21 protein-coding genes and 3 pseudogenes are annotated in these 25,443 nt (G+C 51.0%); 4 read left to right on the top strand and 20 right to left on the bottom strand.

Translation table 11 applies throughout. The features are described from left to right. Nucleotides 1-9: 9 nt before the first annotated feature. From AC0L73_RS15470 to AC0L73_RS15445, 6 genes are read right to left on the bottom strand one after another with little or no spacing between them, the layout of a single operon-like run. Nucleotides 10-843: a phosphoenolpyruvate hydrolase family protein gene (locus AC0L73_RS15470; protein ID WP_415776523.1), complete on the bottom strand. Its 834-nt coding sequence runs from the start codon at nt 841-843 to the stop codon at nt 10-12. Beyond that, entirely contained in the window at nt 830-3,082 is a 2,253-nt protein-coding gene (locus AC0L73_RS15465; RefSeq protein WP_227951092.1) for an ABC transporter permease, read from the bottom strand. The genes AC0L73_RS15470 and AC0L73_RS15465 overlap by 14 nt, the downstream gene beginning before the upstream one ends. Continuing rightward, a complete protein-coding gene (locus AC0L73_RS15460) occupies nt 3,075-3,866 on the bottom strand; it encodes an ABC transporter ATP-binding protein (protein WP_473654159.1) in 792 nt (263 codons plus the stop codon). Before AC0L73_RS15460 ends, AC0L73_RS15465 begins: the two co-directional genes overlap by 8 nt. A 15-nt stretch (nt 3,867-3,881) precedes the next feature. Further along, nucleotides 3,882-5,129: an ABC transporter substrate-binding protein gene (locus AC0L73_RS15455; protein WP_227951088.1), complete on the bottom strand. Its 1,248-nt coding sequence runs from the start codon at nt 5,127-5,129 to the stop codon at nt 3,882-3,884. Nucleotides 5,130-5,147: 18 nt separating this feature from the next. Further along, complete coding sequence (locus AC0L73_RS15450) at nt 5,148-6,221, bottom strand: branched-chain amino acid ABC transporter permease (RefSeq protein ID WP_473654158.1); 1,074 nt, start codon at nt 6,219-6,221, stop codon at nt 5,148-5,150. Then, on the bottom strand, nt 6,158-7,234 hold the full coding sequence (locus AC0L73_RS15445; protein WP_473654157.1) for a branched-chain amino acid ABC transporter permease: 1,077 nt from the start codon (nt 7,232-7,234) through the stop codon (nt 6,158-6,160). The genes AC0L73_RS15450 and AC0L73_RS15445 overlap by 64 nt, the downstream gene beginning before the upstream one ends. A gap of 542 nt (nt 7,235-7,776) precedes the next feature. Here AC0L73_RS15445 and AC0L73_RS15440 point away from each other — a divergent pair. The 3 genes and pseudogenes from AC0L73_RS15440 to AC0L73_RS15430 all read left to right on the top strand — a co-directional run. Further along, nucleotides 7,777-7,962, top strand: a pseudogene (locus tag AC0L73_RS15440) (winged helix-turn-helix domain-containing protein); the annotation flags it as partial. A 39-nt stretch (nt 7,963-8,001) separates the two neighbouring features. Further along, complete coding sequence (locus tag AC0L73_RS15435; RefSeq protein ID WP_473655455.1) at nt 8,002-8,439, top strand: FadR/GntR family transcriptional regulator; 438 nt, start codon at nt 8,002-8,004, stop codon at nt 8,437-8,439. Between the two features lie 35 nt (nt 8,440-8,474). After that, on the top strand, nt 8,475-9,173 hold the full coding sequence (locus AC0L73_RS15430; RefSeq protein WP_473654156.1) for a hypothetical protein: 699 nt from the start codon (nt 8,475-8,477) through the stop codon (nt 9,171-9,173). Here the strand turns inward: AC0L73_RS15430 and AC0L73_RS15425 are convergent. The 5 genes and pseudogenes from AC0L73_RS15425 to AC0L73_RS15405 form a co-directional block, all read right to left on the bottom strand. Further along, nucleotides 9,165-10,550 (bottom strand): phosphoenolpyruvate hydrolase family protein, encoded by a 1,386-nt coding sequence (locus tag AC0L73_RS15425; RefSeq protein ID WP_473654155.1) that lies wholly within the window; start codon nt 10,548-10,550, stop codon nt 9,165-9,167. The genes AC0L73_RS15430 and AC0L73_RS15425 overlap by 9 nt on opposite strands. Further along, entirely contained in the window at nt 10,469-10,903 is a 435-nt protein-coding gene (locus AC0L73_RS15420; RefSeq protein WP_473654154.1) for a phosphoenolpyruvate hydrolase family protein, read from the bottom strand. Before AC0L73_RS15420 ends, AC0L73_RS15425 begins: the two co-directional genes overlap by 82 nt. A 128-nt stretch (nt 10,904-11,031) precedes the next feature. Continuing rightward, a pseudogene (locus AC0L73_RS15415) lies at nt 11,032-12,022 on the bottom strand (PhnD/SsuA/transferrin family substrate-binding protein). Nucleotides 12,023-12,036: 14 nt separating this feature from the next. After that, nucleotides 12,037-12,474, bottom strand: coding sequence for a hypothetical protein (locus AC0L73_RS15410; RefSeq protein WP_473654153.1), 438 nt, complete (start codon nt 12,472-12,474; stop codon nt 12,037-12,039). Between the two features lie 92 nt (nt 12,475-12,566). After that, nucleotides 12,567-14,189, bottom strand: a complete 1,623-nt coding sequence (locus AC0L73_RS15405; RefSeq protein WP_473654152.1) for a Gfo/Idh/MocA family oxidoreductase — start codon at nt 14,187-14,189, stop codon at nt 12,567-12,569. A 105-nt stretch (nt 14,190-14,294) separates the two neighbouring features. Between AC0L73_RS15405 and AC0L73_RS15400 the strand changes: the two are divergent. Continuing rightward, nucleotides 14,295-15,599, top strand: a pseudogene (locus AC0L73_RS15400) (Rieske 2Fe-2S domain-containing protein). A 16-nt stretch (nt 15,600-15,615) separates the two neighbouring features. On the opposite strand, the gene AC0L73_RS15395 reads toward AC0L73_RS15400, so the two are convergent. From AC0L73_RS15395 to AC0L73_RS15355, 9 genes are all read right to left on the bottom strand, one after another. Next, on the bottom strand, nt 15,616-16,176 hold the full coding sequence (locus AC0L73_RS15395; RefSeq protein WP_227951068.1) for a MarR family winged helix-turn-helix transcriptional regulator: 561 nt from the start codon (nt 16,174-16,176) through the stop codon (nt 15,616-15,618). A 200-nt stretch (nt 16,177-16,376) separates the two neighbouring features. Next, the gene (locus AC0L73_RS15390) at nt 16,377-17,720 is read right to left on the bottom strand and encodes a TRAP transporter large permease (protein ID WP_473654151.1); all 1,344 of its coding nucleotides are present in this window, start codon (nt 17,718-17,720) and stop codon (nt 16,377-16,379) included. Further along, nucleotides 17,720-18,277 (bottom strand): TRAP transporter small permease, encoded by a 558-nt coding sequence (locus tag AC0L73_RS15385; RefSeq protein ID WP_227951063.1) that lies wholly within the window; start codon nt 18,275-18,277, stop codon nt 17,720-17,722. The genes AC0L73_RS15390 and AC0L73_RS15385 overlap by 1 nt, the downstream gene beginning before the upstream one ends. After that, entirely contained in the window at nt 18,265-19,335 is a 1,071-nt protein-coding gene (locus AC0L73_RS15380) for a C4-dicarboxylate TRAP transporter substrate-binding protein (RefSeq protein WP_473654150.1), read from the bottom strand. Before AC0L73_RS15380 ends, AC0L73_RS15385 begins: the two co-directional genes overlap by 13 nt. Nucleotides 19,336-19,509: 174 nt before the next feature. Then, on the bottom strand, nt 19,510-20,676 hold the full coding sequence (locus AC0L73_RS15375; protein ID WP_227951059.1) for an acyl-CoA dehydrogenase family protein: 1,167 nt from the start codon (nt 20,674-20,676) through the stop codon (nt 19,510-19,512). Between the two features lie 53 nt (nt 20,677-20,729). Beyond that, the gene (locus AC0L73_RS15370) at nt 20,730-21,962 is read right to left on the bottom strand and encodes a CaiB/BaiF CoA transferase family protein (protein WP_227951057.1); all 1,233 of its coding nucleotides are present in this window, start codon (nt 21,960-21,962) and stop codon (nt 20,730-20,732) included. Between the two features lie 20 nt (nt 21,963-21,982). Then, a complete protein-coding gene (locus tag AC0L73_RS15365) occupies nt 21,983-22,756 on the bottom strand; it encodes an enoyl-CoA hydratase/isomerase family protein (protein ID WP_227951055.1) in 774 nt (257 codons plus the stop codon). Between the two features lie 250 nt (nt 22,757-23,006). After that, nucleotides 23,007-23,792 (bottom strand): SDR family NAD(P)-dependent oxidoreductase, encoded by a 786-nt coding sequence (locus AC0L73_RS15360; protein ID WP_473654149.1) that lies wholly within the window; start codon nt 23,790-23,792, stop codon nt 23,007-23,009. 16 nt (nt 23,793-23,808) lie between these two features. Next, nucleotides 23,809-25,089, bottom strand: a complete 1,281-nt coding sequence (locus AC0L73_RS15355; protein ID WP_227951051.1) for an alpha/beta hydrolase — start codon at nt 25,087-25,089, stop codon at nt 23,809-23,811. Between the last annotated feature and the right edge of the window lie 354 nt (nt 25,090-25,443).

The following is a 25,443-nucleotide window of genomic DNA, read 5'->3' as shown; positions in this document are numbered from 1 at the left end:
CAACCTCCCTTAACCTAAGCTCAAAGCCTTGAAGGCTTCTGTCTGTTTTGTCAGCGCGACTTCTGTTGGCAACCGCTCCATCGAGGAGGCGCCATAGAAGCCATGACATGTTTTTGTGTTATCGAGGACATATTGCGCATCCTTCGGCATTGAGACCGGTCCGCCATGCACAAGAACAATGACTTCCGGGTTTACATCGCGGGCCGCTGCTGCCCAGCTATCAACCATGGCAGGGCAATCCTCCAGTTTGAGCGCCGTATCCGCACCGATGGAGCCTCCGGTGGTCAGCCCGAGATGGCAAACAATGATATCCGCCCCTGCTGCCGCCATGGCCGCTGCATCCTCTTCGCAGAAAACATAGGGCGTCGTGAACATGTCTTTTTCGTGGGCGAGGCGTATTACATCCACTTCCTGGGAATATGACATGCCCGTTTCTTCCAGATTGGCGCGGAACGTCCCGTCAATTAGCCCGACTGTCGGAAAATTCTGTATACCCGAAAAGCCGATCGCTTTTACCTGATCGAGGTAGTTGTCAAACTGACAAAACGGGTCTGTGCCATTTACCCCGGCGAGAACAGGTGTATGTTTGACAACGGGTAAAACTTCCTGCGCCATATCCATGACAATTTCATTTGCATTGCCATAGGCAAGCAGCCCCGAAAGCGACCCTCGGCCCGCCATGCGATAGCGACCAGAGTTATAAATTACGATCAGGTCGATGCCGCCGGCTTCCTCACATTTCGCGGAGAGTCCGGTTCCGGCACCCCCGCCGACTATGGGGATACGCCGTCGTTTCATATCCTGGAATCTTTTGACTAACTCCATTCGTTCAATACGCGGCATTACGCTTGCTCCTTGCGGTTGGATAAATTTCTTCGAGTGCGGCAATAACGGCCTGTGTAAAGGCCATATCGTTGATATGATAAGGGGTGCGGATCAGACGACGTTGAGGGGTCTCGCGAAAGCGGGACGCCAGCGCGTCGAAAAGCGCGCGATCCGCTTCCGGATCATGGAATGGCTGCCCCGGCGCATCGAGTGCGGATACTCCTCCTTCGGGGATCAAAAACCGGACCGGACCCGTCATCTGATTAAGCTTGTCCGCAATCCACTCTCCCATACGGGCATTTTCAGCCGCAGTGGTGCGCATCAAGGTGATTTGCGGATTATGCTCGACAAACTTTCTGTCACGGTAGTGGTCCGGCACCGTGCTTCTTGCGCCAAAATTGACCATATCCAGTGCCCCAACAGAACCTACATAGGGAATGCGCGTGCGGATAAAGGCATCGAAGCGTTCCTCCGTCGCGGCAAAGAATCCGCCCATCATCATGTCGCATATTTCGGTTGTGGTGAGATCAATTGCAGCTTCAAGCAGGCCGCTATCAACGAGTTTTTCCATGGACCGACCGCCCGTTCCTGTCGCGTGGAAGACCATGCATTCAAATTGATCGTCCAATTCTGCAGTCAGTTGCTGTATCGCCTGCGTGGTGACACCAAACATCGTTAGCCCAAGCCCTAGTTTGTCTGCCGAAGACGCCCGTTTATCAGTATCCTTTTTCGCGTCCGCGACCATGCCGGATATCGCATTGGCACCATTGGCAAGAACTCGACGAGAGATTTTATTCAACCCCTGCACATCGGTCACCGAATACATCATCATAATATCCGTCGGTCCGACATATTGACCTACCTCGCCGGAGGCAACTGTGGAAATCATGACCTTTGGTACACCGATTGGAAGTTGACGCATGGCCGGCGTGACAAGCGCGGTGCCCCCCGATCCCCCGGCGGAGATAATTCCGCCCAAATCTCTTTGACGCCGGATCCAGTTCTCGAAGGCCTCAGACATCGCGCGGACGGATTTCCCCCGGTCCCCTGTAAAGACCGCGCTAGCGCCTCCCGGATGATAGGCAGCGACCATATGCGGCGGCACATCAGTGGAAGACGGCTTTTGCGTTGTGGATAAATCAACTGTTCTGACCCGCAAGCCATGACTTACTATTCGGTCCCGAATGTAGTTGAGTTCCACTCCCTTCGTATCAAAAGTCCCAGCCACCAAAACATCCCCACCTGACATAGCATCGAAAGAAATCGGTGGTTCATGAAAGAGTGGCTCAGGGACGGTATCGAATGGTCTCACCGTTTGGAGATTTTTGGCTGGCGTGACAACCTTCTCTTCCCATGCATTCCGGGACCAGCGGGTCGGAGCGCTATAAACCACTGTCTTCCGGGTAGGCTCTGACTCAACCGGTGGAACAGGCGCATCATCACTAGGTATGGCAGGCTCTGCCAACGGCACTTCCTCGATCTGCGTCATTTCAGTGAATTTGGGAAGTTCTGTTTCGTCATGTGAATGCCGCCCGACACCAAGAAGCCGCTCCTGCAGCGCCCGATCTGATGCGAGTTCTCTCGCTGGCATTACGCGGTTTATGCGGCCATTCGCCATGATCGCCACATCCTCGGATATCGAGGTGGCAACCGATATATTCTGCTCGATCAGCAAGATAGATACATCCGCGTCGGCGGCAAGCTCCGCCAGCAACTTTTCGACCTGATCCACGATCACCGGGGCAAGTCCTTCAGTCGGTTCATCCAGGATCAGAAGTTGTGGGTCCTGCAGTAGCGCCCGCGAGATAGCGAGCATTTGCTGCTCCCCGCCTGAAAGCTGGCCCGCGCCATTGCGGCGTCGCTCAAATAGCCGCGGAAATATTTCATAGATGCGGTCGATCGTCCAGGAACCACCGCCCTCACACAGCTTAAGATGCTCATGCACAGTTAAGGACGGCCATAACCGGCGCCCTTGCGGTGTGTACCCAATCCCTGACGAGGCAATTTTATAGGGCGGCATGCCCGTGATATCTTCACCGTGATAGCGGATGGAGCCTCGCCGGATTGGCAACAGTCCCATAATTGCATTACAGAGGGTTGTTTTCCCCATACCGTTACGTCCGACGACGGCGTGAACGCCATGGTCAAGAGTAAGATTCACTCCCTGTAAAGCGTGAGATTGGCCATAGTATACATGCAGATCCTTAACCTGCAGAATGGCAGCCGGTGCCGAGCGTCTATTGCTACGATCAGCCATGTCCACCTCCGTGGCCGAGGTAAAGCTCCTGCACTTCACCGTCATTCTCGATTTCTTCCGGCGTACCCTCTTTGAAAATGCGCCCGTTATGCATCATGGTCACTCTTTGGGAGACCTTGAGCGCGACATCCATGTCATGTTCGATAATGATATATCCAATATGCGACGGGAGGCTTTGCAATATTTCGACAAGCAGCGTCCGTTCAGTTGGCGATAGTCCCGCAGCCGGTTCATCAAACAAAATGAGGCGCGGTGCGCCGGAAAGCGCAAGCGCAATTTCAAGCTGGCGCTGTTGTCCATAACTCAGCTCTGCGACCTGTTTGTCCTTTACATCATCGAGATGAACCGCTTCAAGCAGGGACTGCGCTAACTCCATTGACCCGTCATCCCGCTTCGGACGACGAAGCGAGAACCGTCCCCGGGTAACGCCCCGGCAGGCCAGAAACGTATTTTCCAGAACGGTAAGGCCATTGAATAATAATGAAATCTGATAGGTTCGGCGAAGACCGCGACGGATCCGCTCATGACTAGGCAGATCCGTTACGTCTTCTCCGAAGAGCCGGACCCGACCTGTTGTGGTCGGGAAATCACCTGTAATCGCATTGAACAGCGTCGTTTTACCAGCGCCATTCGATCCCAGAACCGCGCGCCGTTCCCCCGCTTTGACGGTCATATTAACGTCCGCCAAGGCCACCAGCGCACCGAAATGGCGGCTGACAGCTTCAAGCTCTAGCGCGTATTGGCCAGTGCTTTGCAAGCGAGAGAGAGCGTCGGTTCCAGGCATTCGGGTTATCTTCCCTTAGCTACAAGACGGATTTTCACGACCAACTTGGCCATATTCCAGGAATTTCTCGTAAGAAACACCAAGAGTCTGGTTAACCTGCGGGATAACCTTGATGGTTTTATTCAACAGATTTCCGTCCGGCCCTTCGATCACTTCCGTCAGGAATATGTCGGCAACCGCATTGCGGCGTTCGTCAACACTGACCATGCCCGTTGGTGTCTCGAATGACAGCTTGGAAAGCGCCGCGCGGAACTTCTTTTCGCCATCGGAAAGATCGCCATTGACCTCATTAAGCGCCAACAGAGCAGCCTTGGTATTTATGTAATAGGCATGCGCGAAAAGTGACGGTGACGGGAAGCCATCTGGAAATGCCTTCTGATAGGCTGCAACAAACTCTTTCCAGCGCGGATCATCCCAGGTATCCGAAACCGGACCAGCTGAAGGTGTTCCAACAACAAAGCTCCGAGCCTTACCTTTGGAACCAAGAACAGACTGGTCAACCGTAATAGATCCACCAATTAGCGGAAGATCACCGCCGGACTGTTCATATTGGGTCAGGAAATTAACTGCATCCGCGCCGCCAAGAGCCACGAAAATAGCATCGACATCATCCGGCAAGGCTGCGATCACAGAGGAATAATCCTTATTCCCGATCGGCACCCAAAAGCGTGAATCAATTGCTGATTTTCCACCTAACCGACAGAAAGGCTCAAGAAAGCCGAACACCTGCGTATAAGGGAAGGAATAGTCTTCCGCCAGAACCGCTACGTTGCGGTAGCCTTTTTCATTGTAGGCATACTCTCCGAGACCGGCCATCCATTGCGCCCCTTCCGTGCTAAAACGGAAGAAGTTTTCAGCAGGACTACGCAGTGTCGTATCCTGCGCAGCGGAAGAACCGTTCAAGAATGTCACGTTTGGCTGCGTCTTGGCATAATCCTTTACCGCCAGCCCCTCGGACCCAGAAAGCGGACCGATGACGAGTTGCACGCCGTCCTGTTCCACCAGTTTCCGAACAGCGCGCACAGCGCTGTCCGGGGAGGCGTCAGACGACCCCGTGATCAGCTCAATCTTCTTGCCGCCAGCCATATAATCAAATTCCTGAAGCGCGAGTTTAACGCCACGCATCCCATCTTCACCGAGGACAGTGAACGCGCCTTCCAATGTTGCCAGCGCACCCATTTTTATATCGTCCGCCGCGGATACTGCGGGGACAGTAATTGACAGCGCCAATGTCGCCGCCATTAAATGCTTTAGTTTTCCCATAGCCGTTACTTCCTCCTGTTATTCAGTTTTCTCTAATGATCCGGTACTGGCCGGACCATCCTTGTTGACGCGCTCATCTCCCAGCAGCGCGTTCCCTCTGAACCGAAGCCTGTCACGGAAACGGTTCCAAAGCCCTAGCAAGCCATCTGGTGAAAACAGGACAACGAGCAAAAATGCTGTCCCGATGACCATGTTGAACCGCTCCCGGTCGATCAGGTCGATGGCAAAATTCTCAAGCAGTACAAAGGCAATTGCCCCAAGAAACGGTCCGATCGGATGACGCATTCCGCCAACCACCGCGATGACAAGGATATCGATAGCGACATCGACACCAACTGTGCCGGGCGATACCCGTCCGTTGAACCAGACAAGTAAGACGCCCCCAAATCCGGCAATAATTCCAGCAAAAAAATAGGCAACGATACGATGTAGCGTCACATTAAAGCCAAGCGCCCGCATCCGGCGGGGGTTATCGCGTATTGCCTGAAGTCCCAGCCCGTATGTTGATTGTGCGCAATAATAAATGGCGGCGAAAAAACCGATGGCGACCGTCAGGCTCAGATAATAAAATGGAACCGGATCTCGCCAGTAGATCCCGAATAAAGTCGGCGGCTCAACACCTGCAAATCCGGTAAAGCCGTTGAACAGCACATAGTTCTGCCGCACGAAATAGAAAAAGGCGACGGCGACGGCAAGGGTGATCATAATGGTATATATCCCCTCCGTCCGGACAGAGACCGCGCCGATAAAGGTGCTGAAAAGGGCCGCTCCTAGAACGGAAACGATAACGGTCAACCACCAGGGCCACCCCAGACCCATTACATTCATACTGTTTTCCCCAAGGATTGCCATCAGATAGGCGGCAAACCCAGCCACCGTCAACTGTGCGAGACTGACCATCCCCCCATATCCGGCGAGCATCATGAGGGAGAGAGCAATCGTTCCAAGGATGAGCGAGTAAGCTCCTATCTGGAAGATAAAGAAATCAGTAGCAAAACTTGGATAAGCCAACAGAAACACAGCAGCTATCAGCACCGCCGGATGAATATCCTTGAAAGAGATCGAACCCGAGAAAAGTCGTCGTGAATCCATGTATCAGCGCCCCCCATCAGTCCCTGCGGGCGCACCGCAAGAACGACTACCATAATCAGAAAGGTGAGCACCACTCCGTAAGTCGGGAAATAGGCAAGCCCGAACTGTTCTGCAAGGCCAATGATCAAGGCACCGATCGCTGCGCCCGTGATCGAGCCGAGTCCGCCGACAATCACCACAACCAATGATGCCAACAAGTACCGTATGTCTTCGCCTGGGGCGACGGAGAGCGCTGTGCCTCCAATGACCCCCGCAAATCCGGCCAGTCCGGCACCTATCGCGAAAACGAGAACGAACACAAGCTGTACGTTCACACCTGTTGCAGCCAGCATTTCCCGGTCATTGACTCCGGCGCGGATCATCATGCCAATGCGCGTCCGGTTCAGGAAAACCCAAAGGCTTATACCAACAGCGACAGCAATTACCAGGACCACAAGCCGGAAAACCGGATATTTAATATAGACAGCAGCGCCCGAAGACTTGATCACGGAAATAATCGGCAAATTAGCCGCACCGAACAACCAGTCAGGCGGCGAGAATTGATAAGTTGTCCCCGTCCAGATTGCCAGCATGGCATCTGCGGCAATAATGGAGATACCGATTGTGACAAGGGTCTGCCGCAAGTCATCGTTAGCCATTCGCCGGAAAATGAGCACCTGAAGCAGCACACCGCTGATGGCGACACTAATAAAGGCAGCGGCAAGTCCGAGGAACCAGTTGCCGGTCAGGTCTGCCACCTCATACCCAATATAGGCCCCAAGAAGATACATCGAGCCATGCGCCAGATTAACATTTCGCATCAAACCGAAGATCAATGTGAACCCACTCGCGACCAGGAAATATAAACCGCCCAGTGTGACCCCATTAAGGAGTGTGTTAACGAAAGTCTTCTTGCGACCAAGCGCATCGACAAGCCAATCCGGCCAGACAGCAAAAATCATCCAAAGAAAAATTACGGCGACAAGCAACAGGACAATTGCCCAGAAGGTATGACGTTCAACGAAATTTCTCATGGCTTATGCCACACGGACGTTGTGCGTGAATCGTCAAACGATTTGTCAAACCGGTACATCAATTTGTAATCCCGCTCCGCGCTTTTATTTAAAGCGCTCTCCCTGTTTTCTTTTGCGACCACCAGCTTTTCTCGTTTGATTTGTTGTGCTGTGTTATCGCTTTAGTTCATTTAACAGTGCCTTAGTCCAGCTAGGCCGTGCAATATAGTAAATTTTCTCAATCGGGTAAAAATGGGTAATTTTTAAAACTAATATGCGAATCACGGTGAAGTACTGATACTTAAAACTTGGAAATCACCCCTTGCGCACCAGAAATAATTCTTGAGAATGCATCAAAGTCCCTGAATTTCATAAAGCTCCCATTTTCATTAATTAACCTGCCGCACTAACAATCCAATTTATTGAATTGGTGTCAAATTTTTTACTGAAACTTATAATTTTATATATTTTTCAAATAGTTATACATTATATAAATTTATACCAATCAAAAAATTGGTATGTTATTGTTAGATTGATAACCGGATCAAAGAGAATCAGCCAACATGTCCTCAAAAATTTCCACTGTCACGGAACTCAGAAATTTAATTAGAACGACCTATTTCGCGCCGCAGTCAAAGCTCCCTTCTGAGAGAAAGCTCGCAGAGATATTGAAAGTATCACGGTCTACTTTGCGAACGGCTTTAGACACCCTAGAGTCTGAGGGGGAGGTCTGGCGCCATGTCGGGAGAGGTACTTTCGTTGGGAAGCGTCCCTCTGAGAATATAGAAGTGTTTCCCCTGCCCGCCGACATGACTAATCCGTCCGAGGTTATGGAAGTACGCCTCATTATCGAACCGCAGATCGCTGACCTTGCCGCTCATCGCGCGACAATCAATGATATTGAGTTTATGAAGCAATGCCTTGAAAAAGGCGAAGCGGCAGAAGATACAGCCTCCTATGAAATGTGGGATGGTGCATTACATCGCGCAATTGCGGAAGCCGCGCGGAATACTCTCCTATTGGCCCTTTTCAACGCCGTGAATGCGATCAGGGAGCATGCCGTCTGGGGACAACTAAAAGAGGCAACCCTGAATGATCAGAGACGGAGACGATATTCGATCCAGCATAAAAACCTTGTGCGGGCAATTGAACGACGCGATGCCGTCGATTGCCAGCGATTAATGCGCGAGCATCTTGCCGCGGTTCGGGATGATATGCTCAATTAGTCTGCTGTTCAGTAATAGCGATTTTGGAATAAAGAATGATCGAATTAATGAACTGGCGCATTGTGCTAAGATCGGAGAGAAGGCCCGCCCTGACGAGCGTGCCATCGTCTATCCTGACCATCGCCCCGCAATTTCATCACGAGAACCTTCCCAGCGAAGTTGGTCTCCTGCTACCGACCAACAGTGGTCCCAGAGCATTAATTGATACCGTTGTTGAAACACCAAATCTATGCAGGGACGCGGCGCTCGGGTTGTTTCTTGCGGATCCACTCCTGAATTTGACGCGAGAACATCGCCGCCTTTCTGATGCCAAAGTCGAATGGGTTTCGAATTTACCTAGCACTGAACAGCAGGATATAGAGTTTTCGCAACAGCTATCTGACGTTGGACTGGACTATAAACGGGAGCGAGACATGCTCGCGAGTTTTCGCTCTGCCGGCTTTAAGATTGCGGCCGTTGTTACCGATGCGACGGCGGCAGCTGCCATGACCGAAGTATATCCGGAAGTTGTCATTGTCCTTCCGCGAATTGCTGATTTTGCAGCGGGCTTTCCATCTCTTCATCAGCGAGGCTCCATGACGCAGGAGATTTTCCATGTTTTGCAGGATGCTGGGTGGTCGGGTATTTTGCTGTGTCTCGGGGAAACCAGCGAACTTGCCCATGAAAGGCAATGGCCCGATAAAGTAGATGGCCTGATATGCCGCCCGGAGCTGCTTTCGAGCGCCCTATCCTGAGAGCCCGTATTTCTTGATTTTGTTATAGAGCGTTTTACGAGATATACCGAGGACTTCTGCCGCCTTGGAGCGATTGAAACTATTCCGCCAGAGAGCGTCGACAATCAAATCTTTCTCCGTCCGCCCCTTTCGATGCCGGCCGACACTCGGCGCAGACTGCAACAACGGCTCTAACTCCTCGGTTTGAACAGGCAGTCTCGAAGAGCGGCCGGCAAGGCGACCAATAATTGTGCGGAGTTCAGCCTCATTACCAGGCCAGTCATGGGCCTGCAATCTTTGCAATGCGCCAGAGGAAAACTCCCACTGGCTCCCCTCCGCTTCCGCGTCTATCAAAAGGGATAGATCAGAAATTCGCTCCCGAATAGGTGGTAACCGCAAAATCCAGCCTTCCATATAAGAAACCAGTTCCGGCTCCAATCCGGCGCCAAGCAAGTCTTCAACTTGCGCTTCTTCCTGAACATGGATATCGCATAGCAACACTATGCGAGGCTCTATTTTCAAGGATCGGCGTGATCCCGCCATGCGAAAAATGCCGTCCCGCAAAGCGCGCGCAAGGCGCCGCTGAAGTGCCTGGGTCAATTTTTCAGGCGCGCGGATGACGGCAATTTCAACGGATGGGTCGGCCAGAATTGGGGGACGTATATTGCTGGCATCCCGATGTCCAAACAATACATTACGTGCCCGCGCAGGAAGATCCTGTTCGGCAACATCAATTTGAACCATATTCAGGGACCGACTTCTCGCTTTGGTCGCACCTAATGCGCGCACGAAAGGCAACGAACCTTGCCCCGGTTCTGCGACAATCAGAACCGGATCACGTGCCGACGAAAGTGCCTGCAATCGTCTCAATACCGCAAGATGAGTTTCTGACTGGCCTACAATACCAAATTGTTTCGACCAATTGACAAGACCAAGACTTTCTTCATCTATTCTTGTCGGCCGAAGGCTTGCGCGCCGAAATCCATCGATCATACTGGCAACTGAGGCTTCCAGAGGCAGTCTATCGATCGTCGATCCCCCGACATATCCATCTAGCGGCGCGAGAGAAAGTACGCGGGATAAATCTTCAGGCGCAGCAATTGGGCCACCTTCCAATAGGAACCGTGTCTTCGGGCTGATGCGCTTAATCAGGCGGCCAATTTCCCTTGCCTCCATGGCGACCTCCTCAATTGTGGAACGGCTGCGGTGTCCGAGCGCACCCCCAACGTTCCAGCCAATATTGAGACAAACAAGATCAAGTCCTGCGTCTGCCGCGAGCCGGGCTTGCGTACGCGTAGAGCAGTAAAACATGGACATCATGCCAGCATCCTGAACGGCCTTAAGCAGTGCAACTTCCTGCTCAATACCACGGCCCGCACGGGACAGTATCTGCTGCATCGGTCTGGAATAATGCATGCCGCTTGGAAAATTGACAGCGCCGGCAAATCCCCCTCTCTTATCGTTTCCGCCTGAGCCACTGGATTAAAGTCACGTCTCCATACATTCACGCCGAGGAGAACCGGCTTTTTGCAAAGGGCAAGCAATTCCTCTTGTGCGTAATCATCCGTCAGGCTGTCAGCGTCCAGAACCGGCAACATGCTTGCGATGGAAGGAACGCCCATATTACGCAAGCGCCCGGCGTTGATGGCGAGCAGAAAATCCGCCCCGCCCCGTTCAACGGCCAGAGCATTGCTGCCGGAGCCGATAGCAGCCCCTATCAGAAAACCAGAATTTAATTCCTGTGTCAGCAATGATCAGTTCCCAGTATGCATCCCTGCCCGGATTTATTGGCTTTGCCAGCCTTTGTCCGAAAGTATTCATTTTTTAGAATACAGGAAAACCACCAAGTAGTTATATTGCTAATTTTGGAACGAAGCGATCACAAGCTATAGCTTTCCGCCACATTCTTTGGAAAAAGTTCATCGATTGTGACCCGCCGCGACGACAACCCCTGTCGATGATGATGGTCTAGAAATGTGTTTAAGGTCGCTTCATTGCCGTTAATGCCATACGACCAGAAATTTTCCCCCATCAATTTCTTCGCCTCATTGAGATGATCTTCGACAAATGGCATTGTTACCTTGGTAGCGGAGGTATCTGCCAACAGTGCCTCAGCGGATGCTTTTGACGCACTGAAGGCTTTCATAAGGGCACCAGCAAGAAACGGGTGCGCCTCCAGAAGTTCTCGGCGCACTCCAAGAAGGTGCATAATCGGAAAGATGCCGGTTTTCTTCCAGTAGACACTTGCGACTTCTACTGTATTGCCGAAAAGTCTGCCGACATTCGGATTTTGCTCATCAAAGCAATTCGGACTGCGCGGTCCGATAAAGCCATCTATTTCACCGGATATAAGAAGGTCATTGAGGGATTTATCCTCGGGCGCAGTTGTCATTTTGACATCTTCGGGCAATTGAATGGCTATTTTTTCAGGTCGCCCGGGCGAATTCATACCCCCGCACCCAATGTATATCGGACGGCTTGACGCCATACTCGTCTTCCAGAATGGCGCGAGCCCAGACATTCGCACTAAGCTGGTATTCCGCAATTCCGATTTTTTTACCCTTTAACTGTACCGGGCTTTCGATACCTTTATCTGTCCGGATATAGATGGCGCTATGGCGAAAGGCTCGCGACAAAAATATCGGCAGCGCCTGATATTTTGAACGATCTTGCGCAATGCTGACAACCTGACTTGCAAAAGAAACTTCCGAAATATCAAAGTCCTGATGCCGAAAGGCGCGAAAGAACATTTCTTCAGGCGTAAGTGCCATAAAAATAGGATCGACCCCGTCAATCTGCACCCGCCCATCAATCAAGGCACGGTTTCGATCATAGTCTCCAATGGCAATTGAAAGCTTTAATTTACTCATCTATCTGTTCCCTGTTATGTCGTTGCCGGATAGCCCGGAACGGGCACCTGCTCCCGCATGATCTGAACCTCGCCGGATCTCCCGGAACTCAAAATACCGTGACAAACTTCAAGCGTGGCATGGCCCCATCGCCCATCCTGAACCGGCGCCTTGTTTTCCCTGACCAAACCCCAAAGTGCGCTCAGGACATTGCTCCGCCTCCCAATGACAGGCAGGACTGGCTCACTCCTGATATGATCCTCTCCATATATTTCAAGCACTTGTGGCGTAACCCGGATATCCGCATGATCAAACGTCAGGGTCAATTCTCCGAAGTGCTCGTTTCCAGATACGTCTTGAGAGTTTACAGCCGAACCAAACATGCGCTGATTTTTGAGGTCTCCCTCAGACTTGCCGTTCACCGTCCTAAGCAGCTTTCTTGCTGCGCCATACTGCGCAGGATCTTTCTTCATCCCTAGTTCCGACATCCAGTTAAGTGCCGCGTCAGTATCGTAATGGGCGTAACCAGAATAATGAAGGTTGGCAGAAATACCGTTTTCAAATTTCAGAAGTGCCGTATAGGCCCCTTCGGTGGGCCTTTTTCATCCCAATCACCGGTATGGGAAAATACCTGTTTCGTCAGCCCCCCGGCAAGCAGACGGACGATATCAACCTGATGGACGGCCTGACTGAAAACTACTCCACCGCCGTCCTCGGTCCGCATTTCTTCTGGTCGGCGCGGTCGATACATGAAATCTGTGTAATAGCTCGTTCGTATCATCCTAAGACGCCCAAACTCCTCGGACTTAACTATATCCAGGCAGGCTTCGATTTGTGGGTCAAAACTATGGCTAGGACCAACTATTACCTCGCCCCTACTGGTAGCCGCAGCCTCAATAATTACGCGGCTAGAGGAAAGATTAACGGCGATCGGCTTTTCAATCAGGACATGCTTGTCGGCGTTCAGTGCCGCAATGGCATGCGCCTCGTGAAGCTGATGCGGACTAGCAATGTAAACAGCCTCTACGGACGGATCGGAAGCAAGTTTCTCTATGTCAGAGTAGGCTGCCGCAGAGTATCGAGTAGAAAAACTATCCCGTGCTTCAGCTCTTGTGTCACAGGCCGCGACAAGATTAAAGCGCGCATCGCCCTCAAAATCCGGTCGCGTGAGCATGAAAGCGCGCCCCAATCCAACAACGCCTACCCCAATCGCATCGATGCATTTATCCGCCTTATTAAAGGTCAAGGGTGATCTCTCCCCCTTCGCCCGCGAAACACAGATCATGATGAAATCTTCTCTCTCATCATCGGTGAGTACCAGATCCCGATGCTCGACGTCACCGGCAAGCAAACCGGTCTTGCAGGATCCGCACGTTCCACTTTCGCAAGATGACCTCAGGTCATAGCCGTGATTACGCAACGTTTCGAGGATTGTCTGATCCTGCGGGATGGTGATCCAGATATTGGATTTCTTCAAATAAACGGTGAAATATACATCGTCCTGCTGAATAACTTCTACCGGGTTAAAATCTTCAAAATGAATTTGGCTTTCGGGCCAATGACCGGAAAAATCCTGGATCGCTTCCATCATCGGCTTCGGACCACAACAATAAACATGTGCGTGGGTGGGTGTTTCAAAATGCGGCCAGAAATCATAGTTGTTCGCAATATTCCCTTCGTCATGGTGAAGGATGACGTGAGGGGCAAGTTCCGCCTCTGCCAACTGATCGGCAAAAACTGTACTTTCAAGCGACTGCGTGCAATAGATCAGACGAAAGTTTGAATGCCCATCGGACAACAGCTTTCGGCACATCGCCAGTATGGGCGTAATACCAATTCCGCCGGCGATAAAAAGGTATTCACTTGCCGGGATCAGTTCAAAATTATTCTCAGGCGGCTGTATCTCAAGAATGTCGCCGACATTTGCATCCTTGACGAGGCTAAGGGAGGCTCCTCTCCCTTCATTTTCCGCCTTGACCGCCAAAAGATAGTAGTCCCTTTCCGACGGACTATTCGCGAGAGAATAATGACGCATCCCTCCCTGTGGTGTTTTTACGGAAATATGCGCGCCAGCACTGAACTCAGGCAGGTCCCCACCCAGCACCGAGCAGAGTTTCAATACGCAGTAATCATTCGCGATAACCTTCTTCTCAGTAATCACGACATCTAAAAAATCAGTTTGCATCATAAGGACCTAGTGGCTATATTCTAAAAATAATATTAGATATCTAATTATAAATTTGCAAGAACTAGAAACACTCTTGCGAAAGATAGAGAAAAGCTGGAGACCGTTATGCTGACATCAGAAGAGAATGATCTCTTATGCCGTGTAGAGGGCGACGCTCCGATGGGCCAGATGATGCGGCGCCATTGGATCCCTGCCCTAATGTCAGAAGAGCTTATTGCCGACGGCAAGCCGGTTCGTGTCCGGCTTATGGGCGAAGACACTGGTTGCGTTCCGCGATAGTGACGGAAAGATTGGTCTTTTGGATGAATTCTGCCCGCATAGAGGTCCATCTCTTGTTTATGGCCGGAATGAACAATGCGGCCTTCGTTGTCTTTATCACGGTTGGAAATTTGATGTCGCGGGCAATGTCATCGAAATGCCGTCCGAGCCAGCGGATAGCCCAATGAAAAGGAAGGTGAAGATCAAATCCTACCCAACGGAGGAAACGGGAGGATTCGTTTGGGCCTACATGGGGCCGCCAGAAAAGATACCTGCATTTGAGCGCCCCCATTCGCCCCGGATGATCAAACTCCGATCTCCATCGCTAAAGTCAAGGTGCCCTGCAATTGGGCCCAGATTCAGGAAGGGCAGATTGATTCCGCGCACTCCTCTACTCTTCACTCCACAGACATGGTGCCGGCCCGAGTTGACTCCGCTGGCGCAACAGAAAAGAACTGGACACGCCCGTCGACGGACAAGGCTCCCAGAATGATCACTCAAACCACACCCTATGGGTTTCGCTATGTCGCGCTCAGAAGGCCGATCAAGGATGCGCGAACACACGACTATGCACGGGTCACGGTATATGTTGCGCCATTTATCTCCCTGATCCCGCCGAACTCATCCTATAACGTCGCCAGTATCGTTGTGCCAGCCGACGATGAAAGCAGCTGGTTTTACTTTCTATCCTGGGGCGGCGAAGCGACAGTCGGCACGGAACAATGGCGGCAGTTCAATCGGCTCGTCATGGGGGAGGATATAGACAGCGACTACAACAGCACCCGAACCCTTGAGAATGATTTTTTGCAGGATCGGGAACTTATGAACAACGGGAGCTTCACCGGCCTCCCCGGCATACCCAATCAGGATATTGCCATGTGGGTGAGTATGGGAAAAACTGTCAATCGTAGCCGGGACACTCTAGGAGCAAGCGACTTTGCGGTAGTCGAGTTCCGTCGCCTGATGGTCGACGCCGTCAAAAATTTCCGAGATGGAAAGGCCGGCCCGATCGGAATTTCAGACCCGCATATCCCTCAGGTTGAAATTTCATCCTATCAGGGAATTATTCCGAAAGGCACCGATTGGCTCACTCTCGGGACCGAGGAGACTGAACAAATGTTCCTGAGTAACATGGGAAAAGCGGCGTCTTAATCGAACAAGGACAAATTCAGCTTCTTATGCCAAGGCTTCTTGTCGAAGGGATTTTCTTCCCATCGGCAAGCGCATGCGCTTCATCGACAGCAAGGTTATAGATCATAGTCAGCAAGCTGTTACGGACAATCATTTGTGTTTCATCATCAATCCCGGCAAGCGCAATCTTATTCACTTCCTGAGCGAGCGGTACAAGCTTATTTTCGAGAGCCCTCCCCTCCTTTGTCAGAAAGATATATTGCTTTTTCAGATTGCCTTCCTTACGACGGCGGCTGACATATCCCAGCTCTACCATTTTGGTGATTGCCGTGTGGGTTGTTGGCTCCGTCAAGCCGACCTGAACCGCAAGATCGCGTTGTGTCACCCCATCTTTATGCCACATCGCGCGAAGGAATATCCAATGCCCAAAAGACACTCCATGATCTCCCAGACGGGTTTGTAACGACCGCGTAAACCCCCGAGCGACATCCCTGACAAGATGGGCGACCCTGTCATCGGGCTTGATATGATCCCAATGTTCAAGAATAGCCTGAGTTGTAGCATCCGCTTCAACTGTTAATTTTTTTTGTCTGACCATAATTGCCTTAAAGTTGCGATATTACATATTCTGTGGCCGAGTGATACTTTATCGCCCGCAATGTTAAACATTAAAACTCTACATGACCGGCTAAAGCTGTGTATAGAACCGAAACAGGTGAGTAGCAAATATTTACGCCTCTTTCTGATCTATTTCCGACATCAAGGTGATATGTCAATATGCGGATGGTTTCGCAACCTTCAATACATAGTATTTGGTATTATCAGCGATAAAATCGGGAATAGCAGCAAAAGGACAAGGATCACTACCTCCGCAATCAGAAACCGCGAAATGCCGGCAAATATGGAATGTATCTGAATATCCTTTCCACCGACCGCCTTGATTATAAAGGCGTTTAAACCGACAGGCGGCGTTATCAGCCCAATTTCCAGCAATTTCACAACAATGACGCCAAACCAGATCAGATCCAGCCCCATATTCTCAATCAATGGGATTGAAACCGGAAGGGTCAGAAGCAAGATGCCAATCGGATCCAGGAACATGCCCAGTACAAGAAACATCAGGCACAGTATCGCAATAACGATCCAGTCGGAGACATTCGCGGCCTGAACCTCCGCGATCAACCAAGGCGACACTCCGGTGAGCGAGATGAAGGAGACGAAAATCTTCGCGCCGAAGACGATCATGAAGATCATAGCCGTTTGATAGGCTGTCTCGCGCAGTGACAAAATGAAGCTGGCGAGGCTCAAACGCCGCAATACAACGCCAAGTACAACTGCGGTCACAGCACTTATACCGGCGGCTTCCGTTGTGGTAAAAAGTCCGCCATAAATTCCAACAACGATAATCAAGAACAGCAGAACAGCAGGCCAAGCCCGCAGCGCGGCACGGCGACGATCCCCAGGCCGTTTTTCTTCAGTAAATGCCGGTGCTTCTTTAGGGTTAATCTTAACCCAGATAAAAACCACAATAATATAGCCGACAAGTGAAATAATGCCGGGCAGAATACCCGCAAGGAAAAGCTTGCTGATCGAGGTTTCTGTAAAAATTCCATAAAGGATAAAGGGCACACTTGGCGGAATAAGTGATCCCAATGTCCCGCCTACAGCAACAGAAGACGTTGCGAGCCGTTGGCCATATCCTGCCTTGAGCATCTCTGGCGTACAGATCCTGCCCATTGCCGCCGCACAGGCAACACTAGACCCGGTAATAGCCGAGAATCCGCCACAGCCAAGGATGGAGGCAATTGCCAGACCACCTGGCACGCGCGCAAGCCACACTCGTGCGGAATTATATATGTCCGTCGTTATACCAGCATGATAGGCCACCTGACTTAGCAGGATAAACAAGGGAACCATCGTGAGTTCAAAAGAATGAACAAAATCATAGCTATTTGATGTCAGGATAGTCGTTGCCGAGCGCCACCCTGCCGGGCCGTTGAATTCCCCACCATGAGGCCAAGCATAGAACAAAAATGTACAGGCGACCGCAATAGAACCCAGACAGAAAGCAATCGGGACCCGAAGTGCAAGCAGAATAACAACAATCGCAAAACCGCAAATACCGAGTAAAAACGGATCCATTACCTGCGCCCTTTTTCTGTCTTACCGTGATAAATCAAGCGCGTAATATCCGTCACCAGAATAAGGAGAAGCCTGATCAACACCATTAAAAATCCGAGAAAAAACATCGACCGGCCGGGCCATTCCGGCAAATAAAACTCGCCATCAAAATAGCTGCCATAATCAATCGCCTGCCAAAGCGCAATACCGGTTGCCCAAGTAAGCGGGCCAATCATGGCCAGACCAACAACAGCCGCCAAGATATCCAGCCTTATTCTCGCCCGCTCCGACGTCCAGTTCGTAAAAAGCTCCACGGCGATATGGCCACGCTCCGCTGTAATATAGGCCCATGGGAGAGCAACAAGCGTCACCATCAGTTCTCCGGAAATAACAAGGTCATCCGGTATCATTGAGCCAAAAAACGTTCGGCCCACGACAGATATGGTGATAACACCCGCGAGAATAACGATTGCAATGGATGAGACGACCACGCCGGCATTTTCAAGCCAGACGAGGAACGCAGGGTCCACACCTCTATGGACCTGCGATCGCTCATTCGGGAGATCTAGTTGTTCCACGGATAACCTTTTTCATCACGAATTTTTTCATATTTCGCGACAAGTGCCATGTAGCTATCGAAAATGTCCTGACCGGGAAGTCCTGCATCATTTGCCCGCTCAATCCAGTTCGGGACTGTATCAAATCCCATTTTCTCCAGCTTGGCCTTTTCAGTCGGATCCATTTCGACAACTTCCAGCGGGCTATCCCCGCTCGTCATTCTTTCAAGTGCCTTGATATTTGCTTCCTGTATGCGACGCGCAAACTGATCAATGAAGTCAGAGGATACTTCCTGCAAAACCTGACGGTTTTCATCGGACAATCCCCCGTATGTCTCCTTGTTCATCACGACGCCGAAGCCAAGATGTTGCCCCCAATCAAGCTTCGTCAGCTTCTTTGCTACGTCATTCTGCTTATAGACTTCGATTGAGTACATATAGTTCTGATTACACTCAACAATTCCAGAGTCCAGCGCGTTATAGACTTTCGCCTGGCTCAATCGCGCGACATCGGCACCAAGGTCCTTGAATATACGACCATAGGGGCCGACAGCCCGCATTTTTACACCCTTTAGATCATCCAGTGTATTGATGAACTTGTCTTTACACAGGACTTCAATCGCACTGGTCGAGAGATTGGTGAGATACACCAGGTTCAGATCGTCAAACATCTTTTTAAGAGCCGGGTGTGTGGTAGCCAATTCATACATGGCGCGCATGCCGACCCAGACGTCAGAGTTTGGAAGCGGAATATCCCCGACACTGTAGGCGACGAGTTCTTTTGGTGTATATGCCGCAATAATCGTTGCAATGTCTGCGGATCGAGTACCTACGCCCTTGACGGCAGATTTCGACTTAAACAATGCCCCGCCCCAATGGAATTCTACGCCGAGATCGCCGTCACTTCGTTTTTCCAGTTCGTTTGCCATCCACTGCAATGTTTCAGAATTCACGCCACGATTTGGCTGACCATCGGACCAGCGCAGAGTTGTTTCCGCCGCGGCCGTCGATGCGAGCGCAAACGTTCCTGATATCGCTAGAGCCGCCATGGCGGCCGAGCATTTTTTCATTAATTTCATAACACTTTCTCCCTGCTAATTATGCTGAAAAGTCGACGGCTGATCCCAAGAAAAACACCCTCAACTTTTATCGTTATTTTTCACCTGTTTCATTGCGTTCAGCTTTTTACCCAAAAATATTATTAGATATCTAATTATTGTCAAGAAAACACTAATTGAGCATATTCAAGGCATTCAGTAGGACTTTGGCAAGCCCAGAACATGCTCTCCTATATAATTTAGGATCATTTCTCGGCTGACGGGTGCGATGCGCGCAAGGAATATTTCACGAAAATATCGTTCAACATGGAACTCCTTTGCATACCCCATTCCACCATGTGTCAGAACAGCCCTTTCACAGGCCGTGAAGCCCGCCTCTGCCGCAAGATATTTGGCCGCGTTTGCCTCCGCACCACAAGGCTTTCCGGCGTCATAAAGCTTTGCTGCCTGAAAGCACATTAGATTTGCCGCCTCAAGTTGTGCCCATGCATCCGCCAATGGATGCTGAATTCCCTGGTTCATGCCAATTGGCCGACCGAAGACAACCCGCTCCTTCGCATATTCCACCGCTTTTCGTAGTCCTGCTCGACCAAAACCGACAGTTTCCGCCCCGATAAGAATACGTTCTGCGTTCATTCCGTGAAGGATATACTTGAACCCCTTTCCTTCCTCTCCGATCAAATCATCCTTAGAGACTGGCAACCCATCGATAAAGACGGCGTTGGAATCAACAGCTTTGCGTCCCATCTTTTCAATACGCTGAACATCGACATAGTTTCTGTCGAGATCTGTATAGAAAAGCGACATCCCGCCGGTTGGTTTGTCTGCTTCATCACGCGGCGTCGTCCGGGCGAGTAAAAGAATTTTATTGGCGGTCTGGGCAGTGGATGTCCACATCTTGCGGCCGTTGATAATGTATTTTTCACCATCCCAATCCGCGCGTGTTTCAATTGATGAGGTATCGAGACCGGCATTAGGCTCTGTTACGCCAAAGCAGCACCTATCTTCTCCGCGAATGAGCGGCGGTAACATACGTTGCTTTTGCTCGGTGGTTCCATAGGCGACAATCGGGCTCGGACCGAAAATATTGATATGCACACCACCACCGCCAGTATATCCGGCGCCCGACTGCGTGATGGTCTGCATCATAATGCAGGCTTCAGTCAGGCCGAGGCCTGCGCCACCAAATTCTTCGGGCATCGCAATGCCGAGCCAGCCATCTTCGGCGATATCGCGCACAAACTCTTCCGGGAACCGGCCGTCTTTATCTCTCTCCAGCCAGTAGTTATCGCCATAATTGCGGCATTTTCTATCGATGGCATCCTGTATTGCCACCTGCTCCTCTGTCCATCCCAAATCCATGGTTGCCCTACTCCCTCATCAAAGAACCCAACAGTCTATCCGGTGCTGTCTTATTATTTTTCCAGCGATTTAACCGCCCTCTCCCGCAGCAAACCGTTGATCTCTTCACCTGAGAACCCGAATTCTGCTAGTATTTCTTCGCTATGTTCCCCAATTTCCGGAGCCCTGTACGCTGGTCTTTTAGGCATTCCATCTATCCAAAGCGGGCTGTTGACGGTGCGATCGACCTGCCCGTCTAAACCGTGAAAAGGCATAAGGGCTTCACTTTCGTTCATCTGCCGATCTTCCGGGATATCGCGCAGCCTCTGCACCACGCCTATAGGAATGCCTGCTGCATCGAGCTTTGTCTGCCAGAACTCCATGGTTCGGCCAAGGAAGATCGCATCCAGAATTTTAACCAGATCAGAAGCGTTTGCGTGCCGTTTCGCCGTGGTATCGAACCTTGTATCCGTCAACAGATCCTCTCGCTCAATTATCTGCAAGAGAGCTGGCCAACGCTTTTCCTCCGGGATGACGATAAGATGAAACCATCGATCGTCCGACGTCTTGTATAGATTATGCAGAGCATTATCCGCGTTCTCACGGGCCGGGCGATAGGCATATTCTGCCCCACAGAGCATAGCCTGTACCTGTATGGCATTACACCAGAGACCATTAGCCATTAGGTTGGTTTGCACCGATGTCCCTTCCCCTGTTATTTCCCGCCGATACAGCGCCATCATAATGGCCCCGAATAACGTCATGCCGGAAGCGTGATCGCCCATGCCAAGAGCCGCACGAGACGGCGGCGCATCCGGGGCGGGCCTTACCGTGTCCATCATGCCTGTGCGGGCCCACAAGGCAGTATGATCAAATCCGGATCGGTCGGCCTCTGGTCCCTTTTCGCCATAGGCCGTCAGGGACGCATAAATCATTCTCGGGTTAAGGCTCTTTAAGTCCTCATATGTGAGCGATAATTTTGAACGGCTTTTAAGCGGCAAGTTGACGATAATGACATCTGCAAGAGCTGCCATCCTTCTAAAGGTCGTGCGACCGGCATCACCCGCAAGATCGAGCGCAAGGCTCCGTTTGTTACGGTTATCCATTTGCCAGCCATAGGCAACGTCACTTGTCGGATTTCCCGGTGAATTCTGAAATACACGATAGGCATCACCCGCTCCCACGGGTTCAATTTTTATCACATCGGCCCCGAAGTCACCAAGTATCGTTGCCGCGGCGGGTGCCGCAATGTAGCTGGAAATATCCAGGACCCGCAAATTTGAGAGCAAACTCGCATTCTCAGGCATGGATTGCTCCTGCGCCATCCCTAACGACCCTTCCAGACTGGCGCACGTTTTTCGGCAAAGGCGCGCGGTCCCTCCTTGCCATCTTCACTCTCCCAGTCAACCTGGATCCGCTTTTCGTGCATATGATCATACAGCGGGCGCCATGCATAGCGCAGGTCGAACGCACGCTGAAATGTTTCCTTTGTTGCCTGCACCGCGAGCGGCGCCTGATTGGCGATGACCGTCGCAATCTCCATTGCCCGATCGACCAGTTCCTCAATCGGGACAACCTCAGTCACAACCCCGAGTTCATAAGCACGCTTTGCATCCATACGCTCGGCAGTCCCCATATAGGCCATCCGGCGGATCGGACCCTGCGGAACGCGAAGCGCCATCCCCAGCATTTCCCGAAGCGGAACCCACCCGACGCTCACATGCGGTTCCAAAAAAGTGGCATTTTCCGCTGCAATCGCAAAGTCAGCCTGCCACATAAAATGCCAGCCGCCGCCGGCAACGACGCCATTAACGGCGCAAATTACTGGCTTATAAAAATCCTCTGGAATATCGCCCCAGGCATCAAACCCCGTATCGCCCTTGTCGGATGCAAGCTTCATATCCGCACCGGTACAGAAATGACGTGTCCCCGCGCCCGTCAGAACAACGGCACGAACGTCTTCATCCTCACTCAATTTCGGCCAGAGCGCGATTAATTCATGCGCCATTTCCGCATCGCTCGCATTTCCTGCGTCCGGCCGGTTCAATGTGACAAGGGCGACGCCGTCTTTCTTATCCAGAAGCACTGGCTGATAAACCATATTGAAAAATTCTCCCCGTTACCGCGTTTACAACTTTATATTATATGACGGAAAATTTAATTAGATATCTAATGATCGTCAAGTTAGATATCTAATTTTATAGACTATAATCAAAGAATGAATGACCCTCAGCAGAATATTTATACCGAAATCCATACCCAAGCCCCTGGGAGGGAAAACATGAGTGCTTGCCGGATAATGTATCCGCCGAAGGTCAAACCCGGTTTGAAGATATGCATTTTCACGCCCATTAGCGCGCCGCATATCCCCCATCCAGCGCCAGTTCGGTGCCGGTCATAAAAGATGATTCATCGCTTGCGAGGAAAAGTGCGCCATAGGCAATTTCAATCGGTTTTGCACGCCGTCCCAGAAGATTTCGTCGCTTCACGATTTCACTGAATGCTTCCTTAGAGACATTTCTTTGTTCAAGCGAATTATCAAACATCGGCGTTTCCGTTCCGCCCGGATGCAAGGAGTTGCACCGGATATTATATCCAAACGCCGACACCTCCACGGCTACCGATTTCGAAAACAGGCGAACGCCCCCTTTGGTCATTGTGTAGATACCCGACCGCGCCGTACCAACGAAGCCCGCGGTTGACGAGACATTGATTATCGAGGCGGACGGCATGTCCGCAGGCCGGGTTTTCATATGCAAAATTGCATGTTTGCAGCCAAGAAAAACACCTTTCAAATTGACATCGCAAAGCTTGTCGAAAACATCGACGGAGGTATCCTCAATAGGAGATTGATCGCCGATTCCCGCGCAGTTCATCACCACATCCACTTGCCCGAATGCTTCGATAGATTTCGCGAATACGGATTTCCAGTCCCCTTCGTTGATGACATCCATTGGTTGCGAAAGGGCGCTACCGCCCTCTTCCGTAATTTCTTTACAAGCGCACTCGCAGCTCTCTTCATGGATGTCACAAATGACGACATTTGCGCCTTCATTCGCGAAGAGAGCTGCGGTGGAGAAACCAATTCCACGCCCTGCGCCTGTGATAATAGCTGTTTTTCCCGCTAACCGGCCCATTGAGATACTCCCGTTCCTAAATTGGAAAGCGCTCTTGAACCCAAGCAACTAGGCGGTTCATCACCCTATCCAGAGTTTCGTTGCCGTCATCACCTTCATCGGGCTCAAAATAATGCAGCGCTTCGGGGATGTCCCAGTATTCCTTATCCGCAGACTGAATAGTGTTAAATGTCAGCTTCGAGTGGGTTTCCGGGAACACATCCAGATCCTTGCCGGCTTGTATCACAACGGCAGGCTCCGTGATTGAGGGGCCGGTCTTCGGAATACTCGCGTTTGAGGATAGCCCCGACCACGTCGACAGCCATCCATGTGGTGTCATGACACGAGCAAAACCAAATCGCTGAAAATTCATCAAGTCCGGGCGCGGGCTGATCAAGGAGCCATAAGGGCGCGGTGACGGATCAAGAGTGTTATCCGCATAATGCAAGTTGGCCATGGTCCGGTAGATTACCATTACCGGCTCAAAGGCTTCCCGCTCCATCACGCGGCGCTGCACATCGGTCGGGAGATCCTCGAAGCCTTCACTGCCATGAATTCTCGCGGCATCATTGGAAAGGTTAATCCAATCATGTGCCACCGCATCAAGCCTTTGAACTCTATCAAGCTGAGCTTTCCTGAATTTTTTAATAAATTCCGGAGAATACTTTACCCATTCGGGCGCTGGTTTAAACCCATTCTCCGGGTCATACATGTCAAATTCAGGGTTTGTTTTGAGCGGCTGATGCTCGTCAACGACAGACGGGTCAATCACTTCATTGATAATCAGGCCCTGCCCCGTATGGGCCGCCATATATATGATAGCATCCCCCGGAATTAGCTCCATCTTTTCAAGGCCTGTCGGACGTCCGCCCGGAGTAACTTTAATCCTCTCTTCCGGCGCTGCTGCCGCCTGTGACTGGTAAAAGGAAAAGAGAGAGCCTCCACCTGAATTGCCAAGCAGGACAATTTTTTCTACGCCATTTTCCTTAAGCCATTGCATATAGGCAGCAATATCGACGACAAGCTTTTCATGCTGGCAGTCTGAATCATTATTGACGTTCCGCATATTGGCGCCCATGCAGGCATATCCGGCCTTCAGGAATGCGGGAAAGGCATGATGTTCCGAAAAGTCACCTCTTGGATGGGCTGCAATGACAGCCACTTTTGGACGCGGGCTTTTATCAGGAGTCCAATAGACGCCCCGGAGCCGTGCACCATCCGCGGCATTCAGGGCGACGCTGATCCCCGTCACATCCTCCACAGGATCCCGAAAGCGGATTTGCGTACCATGCCAGTAGGTTTTCGAAAGTAATCTCATTGTATTCTTTTCCCCTGTTCCCTGCCCGACTTATACGCATATTATCTTGCGCTATTTTCTGGCTGAACCGCAATCGCGGATGCATTCTTAACAATTTATTCTTAGATAGCTAAGTTATAAATTTGGAGAGCCTTAGGAAAATTGTCAAGGCTAATCTTTATGATTTTGAAATACGCGCTAACATTAAAAATGAATGCCTATCGGGCTCGCATTTCATCTACCATAGAACCATAATTTTTCTCAATAAATTCCATGGAATTTTAATCGCACGCCTACAACACCGGCTCATACTCCGACACCCGGCAGGCATGAGCCCATGCATAACTTTATGCTATCCAGTGCGATTTATCTTTG

The organism is Sneathiella sp. D3-11 (genome assembly GCF_055809395.1).
The sequence above is the reverse complement of the archived record's forward strand: the minus strand, read 5'-3'. Positions and strand labels throughout refer to the sequence as shown.

What these genes read in the sequence shown, in the direction of transcription:
- AC0L73_RS15450 (WP_473654158.1), bottom strand. Translation starts at nt 6,221, where the DNA reads ATGGATTCACGACGACTTTTCTCGGGTTCGATCTCTTTCAAGGATATT.
- AC0L73_RS15455 (WP_227951088.1), bottom strand. Translation starts at nt 5,129, where the DNA reads ATGGGAAAACTAAAGCATTTAATGGCGGCGACATTGGCGCTGTCAATT.
- AC0L73_RS15445 (WP_473654157.1), bottom strand. Translation starts at nt 7,234, where the DNA reads ATGAGAAATTTCGTTGAACGTCATACCTTCTGGGCAATTGTCCTGTTG.
- AC0L73_RS15430 (WP_473654156.1), top strand. Translation starts at nt 8,475, where the DNA reads ATGATCGAATTAATGAACTGGCGCATTGTGCTAAGATCGGAGAGAAGG.
- AC0L73_RS15370 (WP_227951057.1), bottom strand. Translation starts at nt 21,962, where the DNA reads ATGCCTGAGAATGCGAGTTTGCTCTCAAATTTGCGGGTCCTGGATATT.
- AC0L73_RS15355 (WP_227951051.1), bottom strand. Translation starts at nt 25,089, where the DNA reads ATGAGATTACTTTCGAAAACCTACTGGCATGGTACGCAAATCCGCTTT.
- AC0L73_RS15465 (WP_227951092.1), bottom strand. Translation starts at nt 3,082, where the DNA reads ATGGCTGATCGTAGCAATAGACGCTCGGCACCGGCTGCCATTCTGCAG.
- AC0L73_RS15395 (WP_227951068.1), bottom strand. Translation starts at nt 16,176, where the DNA reads ATGGTCAGACAAAAAAAATTAACAGTTGAAGCGGATGCTACAACTCAG.
- AC0L73_RS15410 (WP_473654153.1), bottom strand. Translation starts at nt 12,474, where the DNA reads ATGAAGAAAGATCCTGCGCAGTATGGCGCAGCAAGAAAGCTGCTTAGG.
- AC0L73_RS15425 (WP_473654155.1), bottom strand. Translation starts at nt 10,550, where the DNA reads ATGCAGCAGATACTGTCCCGTGCGGGCCGTGGTATTGAGCAGGAAGTT.
- AC0L73_RS15365 (WP_227951055.1), bottom strand. Translation starts at nt 22,756, where the DNA reads ATGGTTTATCAGCCAGTGCTTCTGGATAAGAAAGACGGCGTCGCCCTT.
- AC0L73_RS15375 (WP_227951059.1), bottom strand. Translation starts at nt 20,676, where the DNA reads ATGGATTTGGGATGGACAGAGGAGCAGGTGGCAATACAGGATGCCATC.
- AC0L73_RS15390 (WP_473654151.1), bottom strand. Translation starts at nt 17,720, where the DNA reads ATGGATCCGTTTTTACTCGGTATTTGCGGTTTTGCGATTGTTGTTATT.
- AC0L73_RS15405 (WP_473654152.1), bottom strand. Translation starts at nt 14,189, where the DNA reads ATGATGCAAACTGATTTTTTAGATGTCGTGATTACTGAGAAGAAGGTT.
- AC0L73_RS15460 (WP_473654159.1), bottom strand. Translation starts at nt 3,866, where the DNA reads ATGCCTGGAACCGACGCTCTCTCTCGCTTGCAAAGCACTGGCCAATAC.
- AC0L73_RS15360 (WP_473654149.1), bottom strand. Translation starts at nt 23,792, where the DNA reads ATGGGCCGGTTAGCGGGAAAAACAGCTATTATCACAGGCGCAGGGCGT.
- AC0L73_RS15380 (WP_473654150.1), bottom strand. Translation starts at nt 19,335, where the DNA reads ATGAAATTAATGAAAAAATGCTCGGCCGCCATGGCGGCTCTAGCGATA.
- AC0L73_RS15470 (WP_415776523.1), bottom strand. Translation starts at nt 843, where the DNA reads ATGCCGCGTATTGAACGAATGGAGTTAGTCAAAAGATTCCAGGATATG.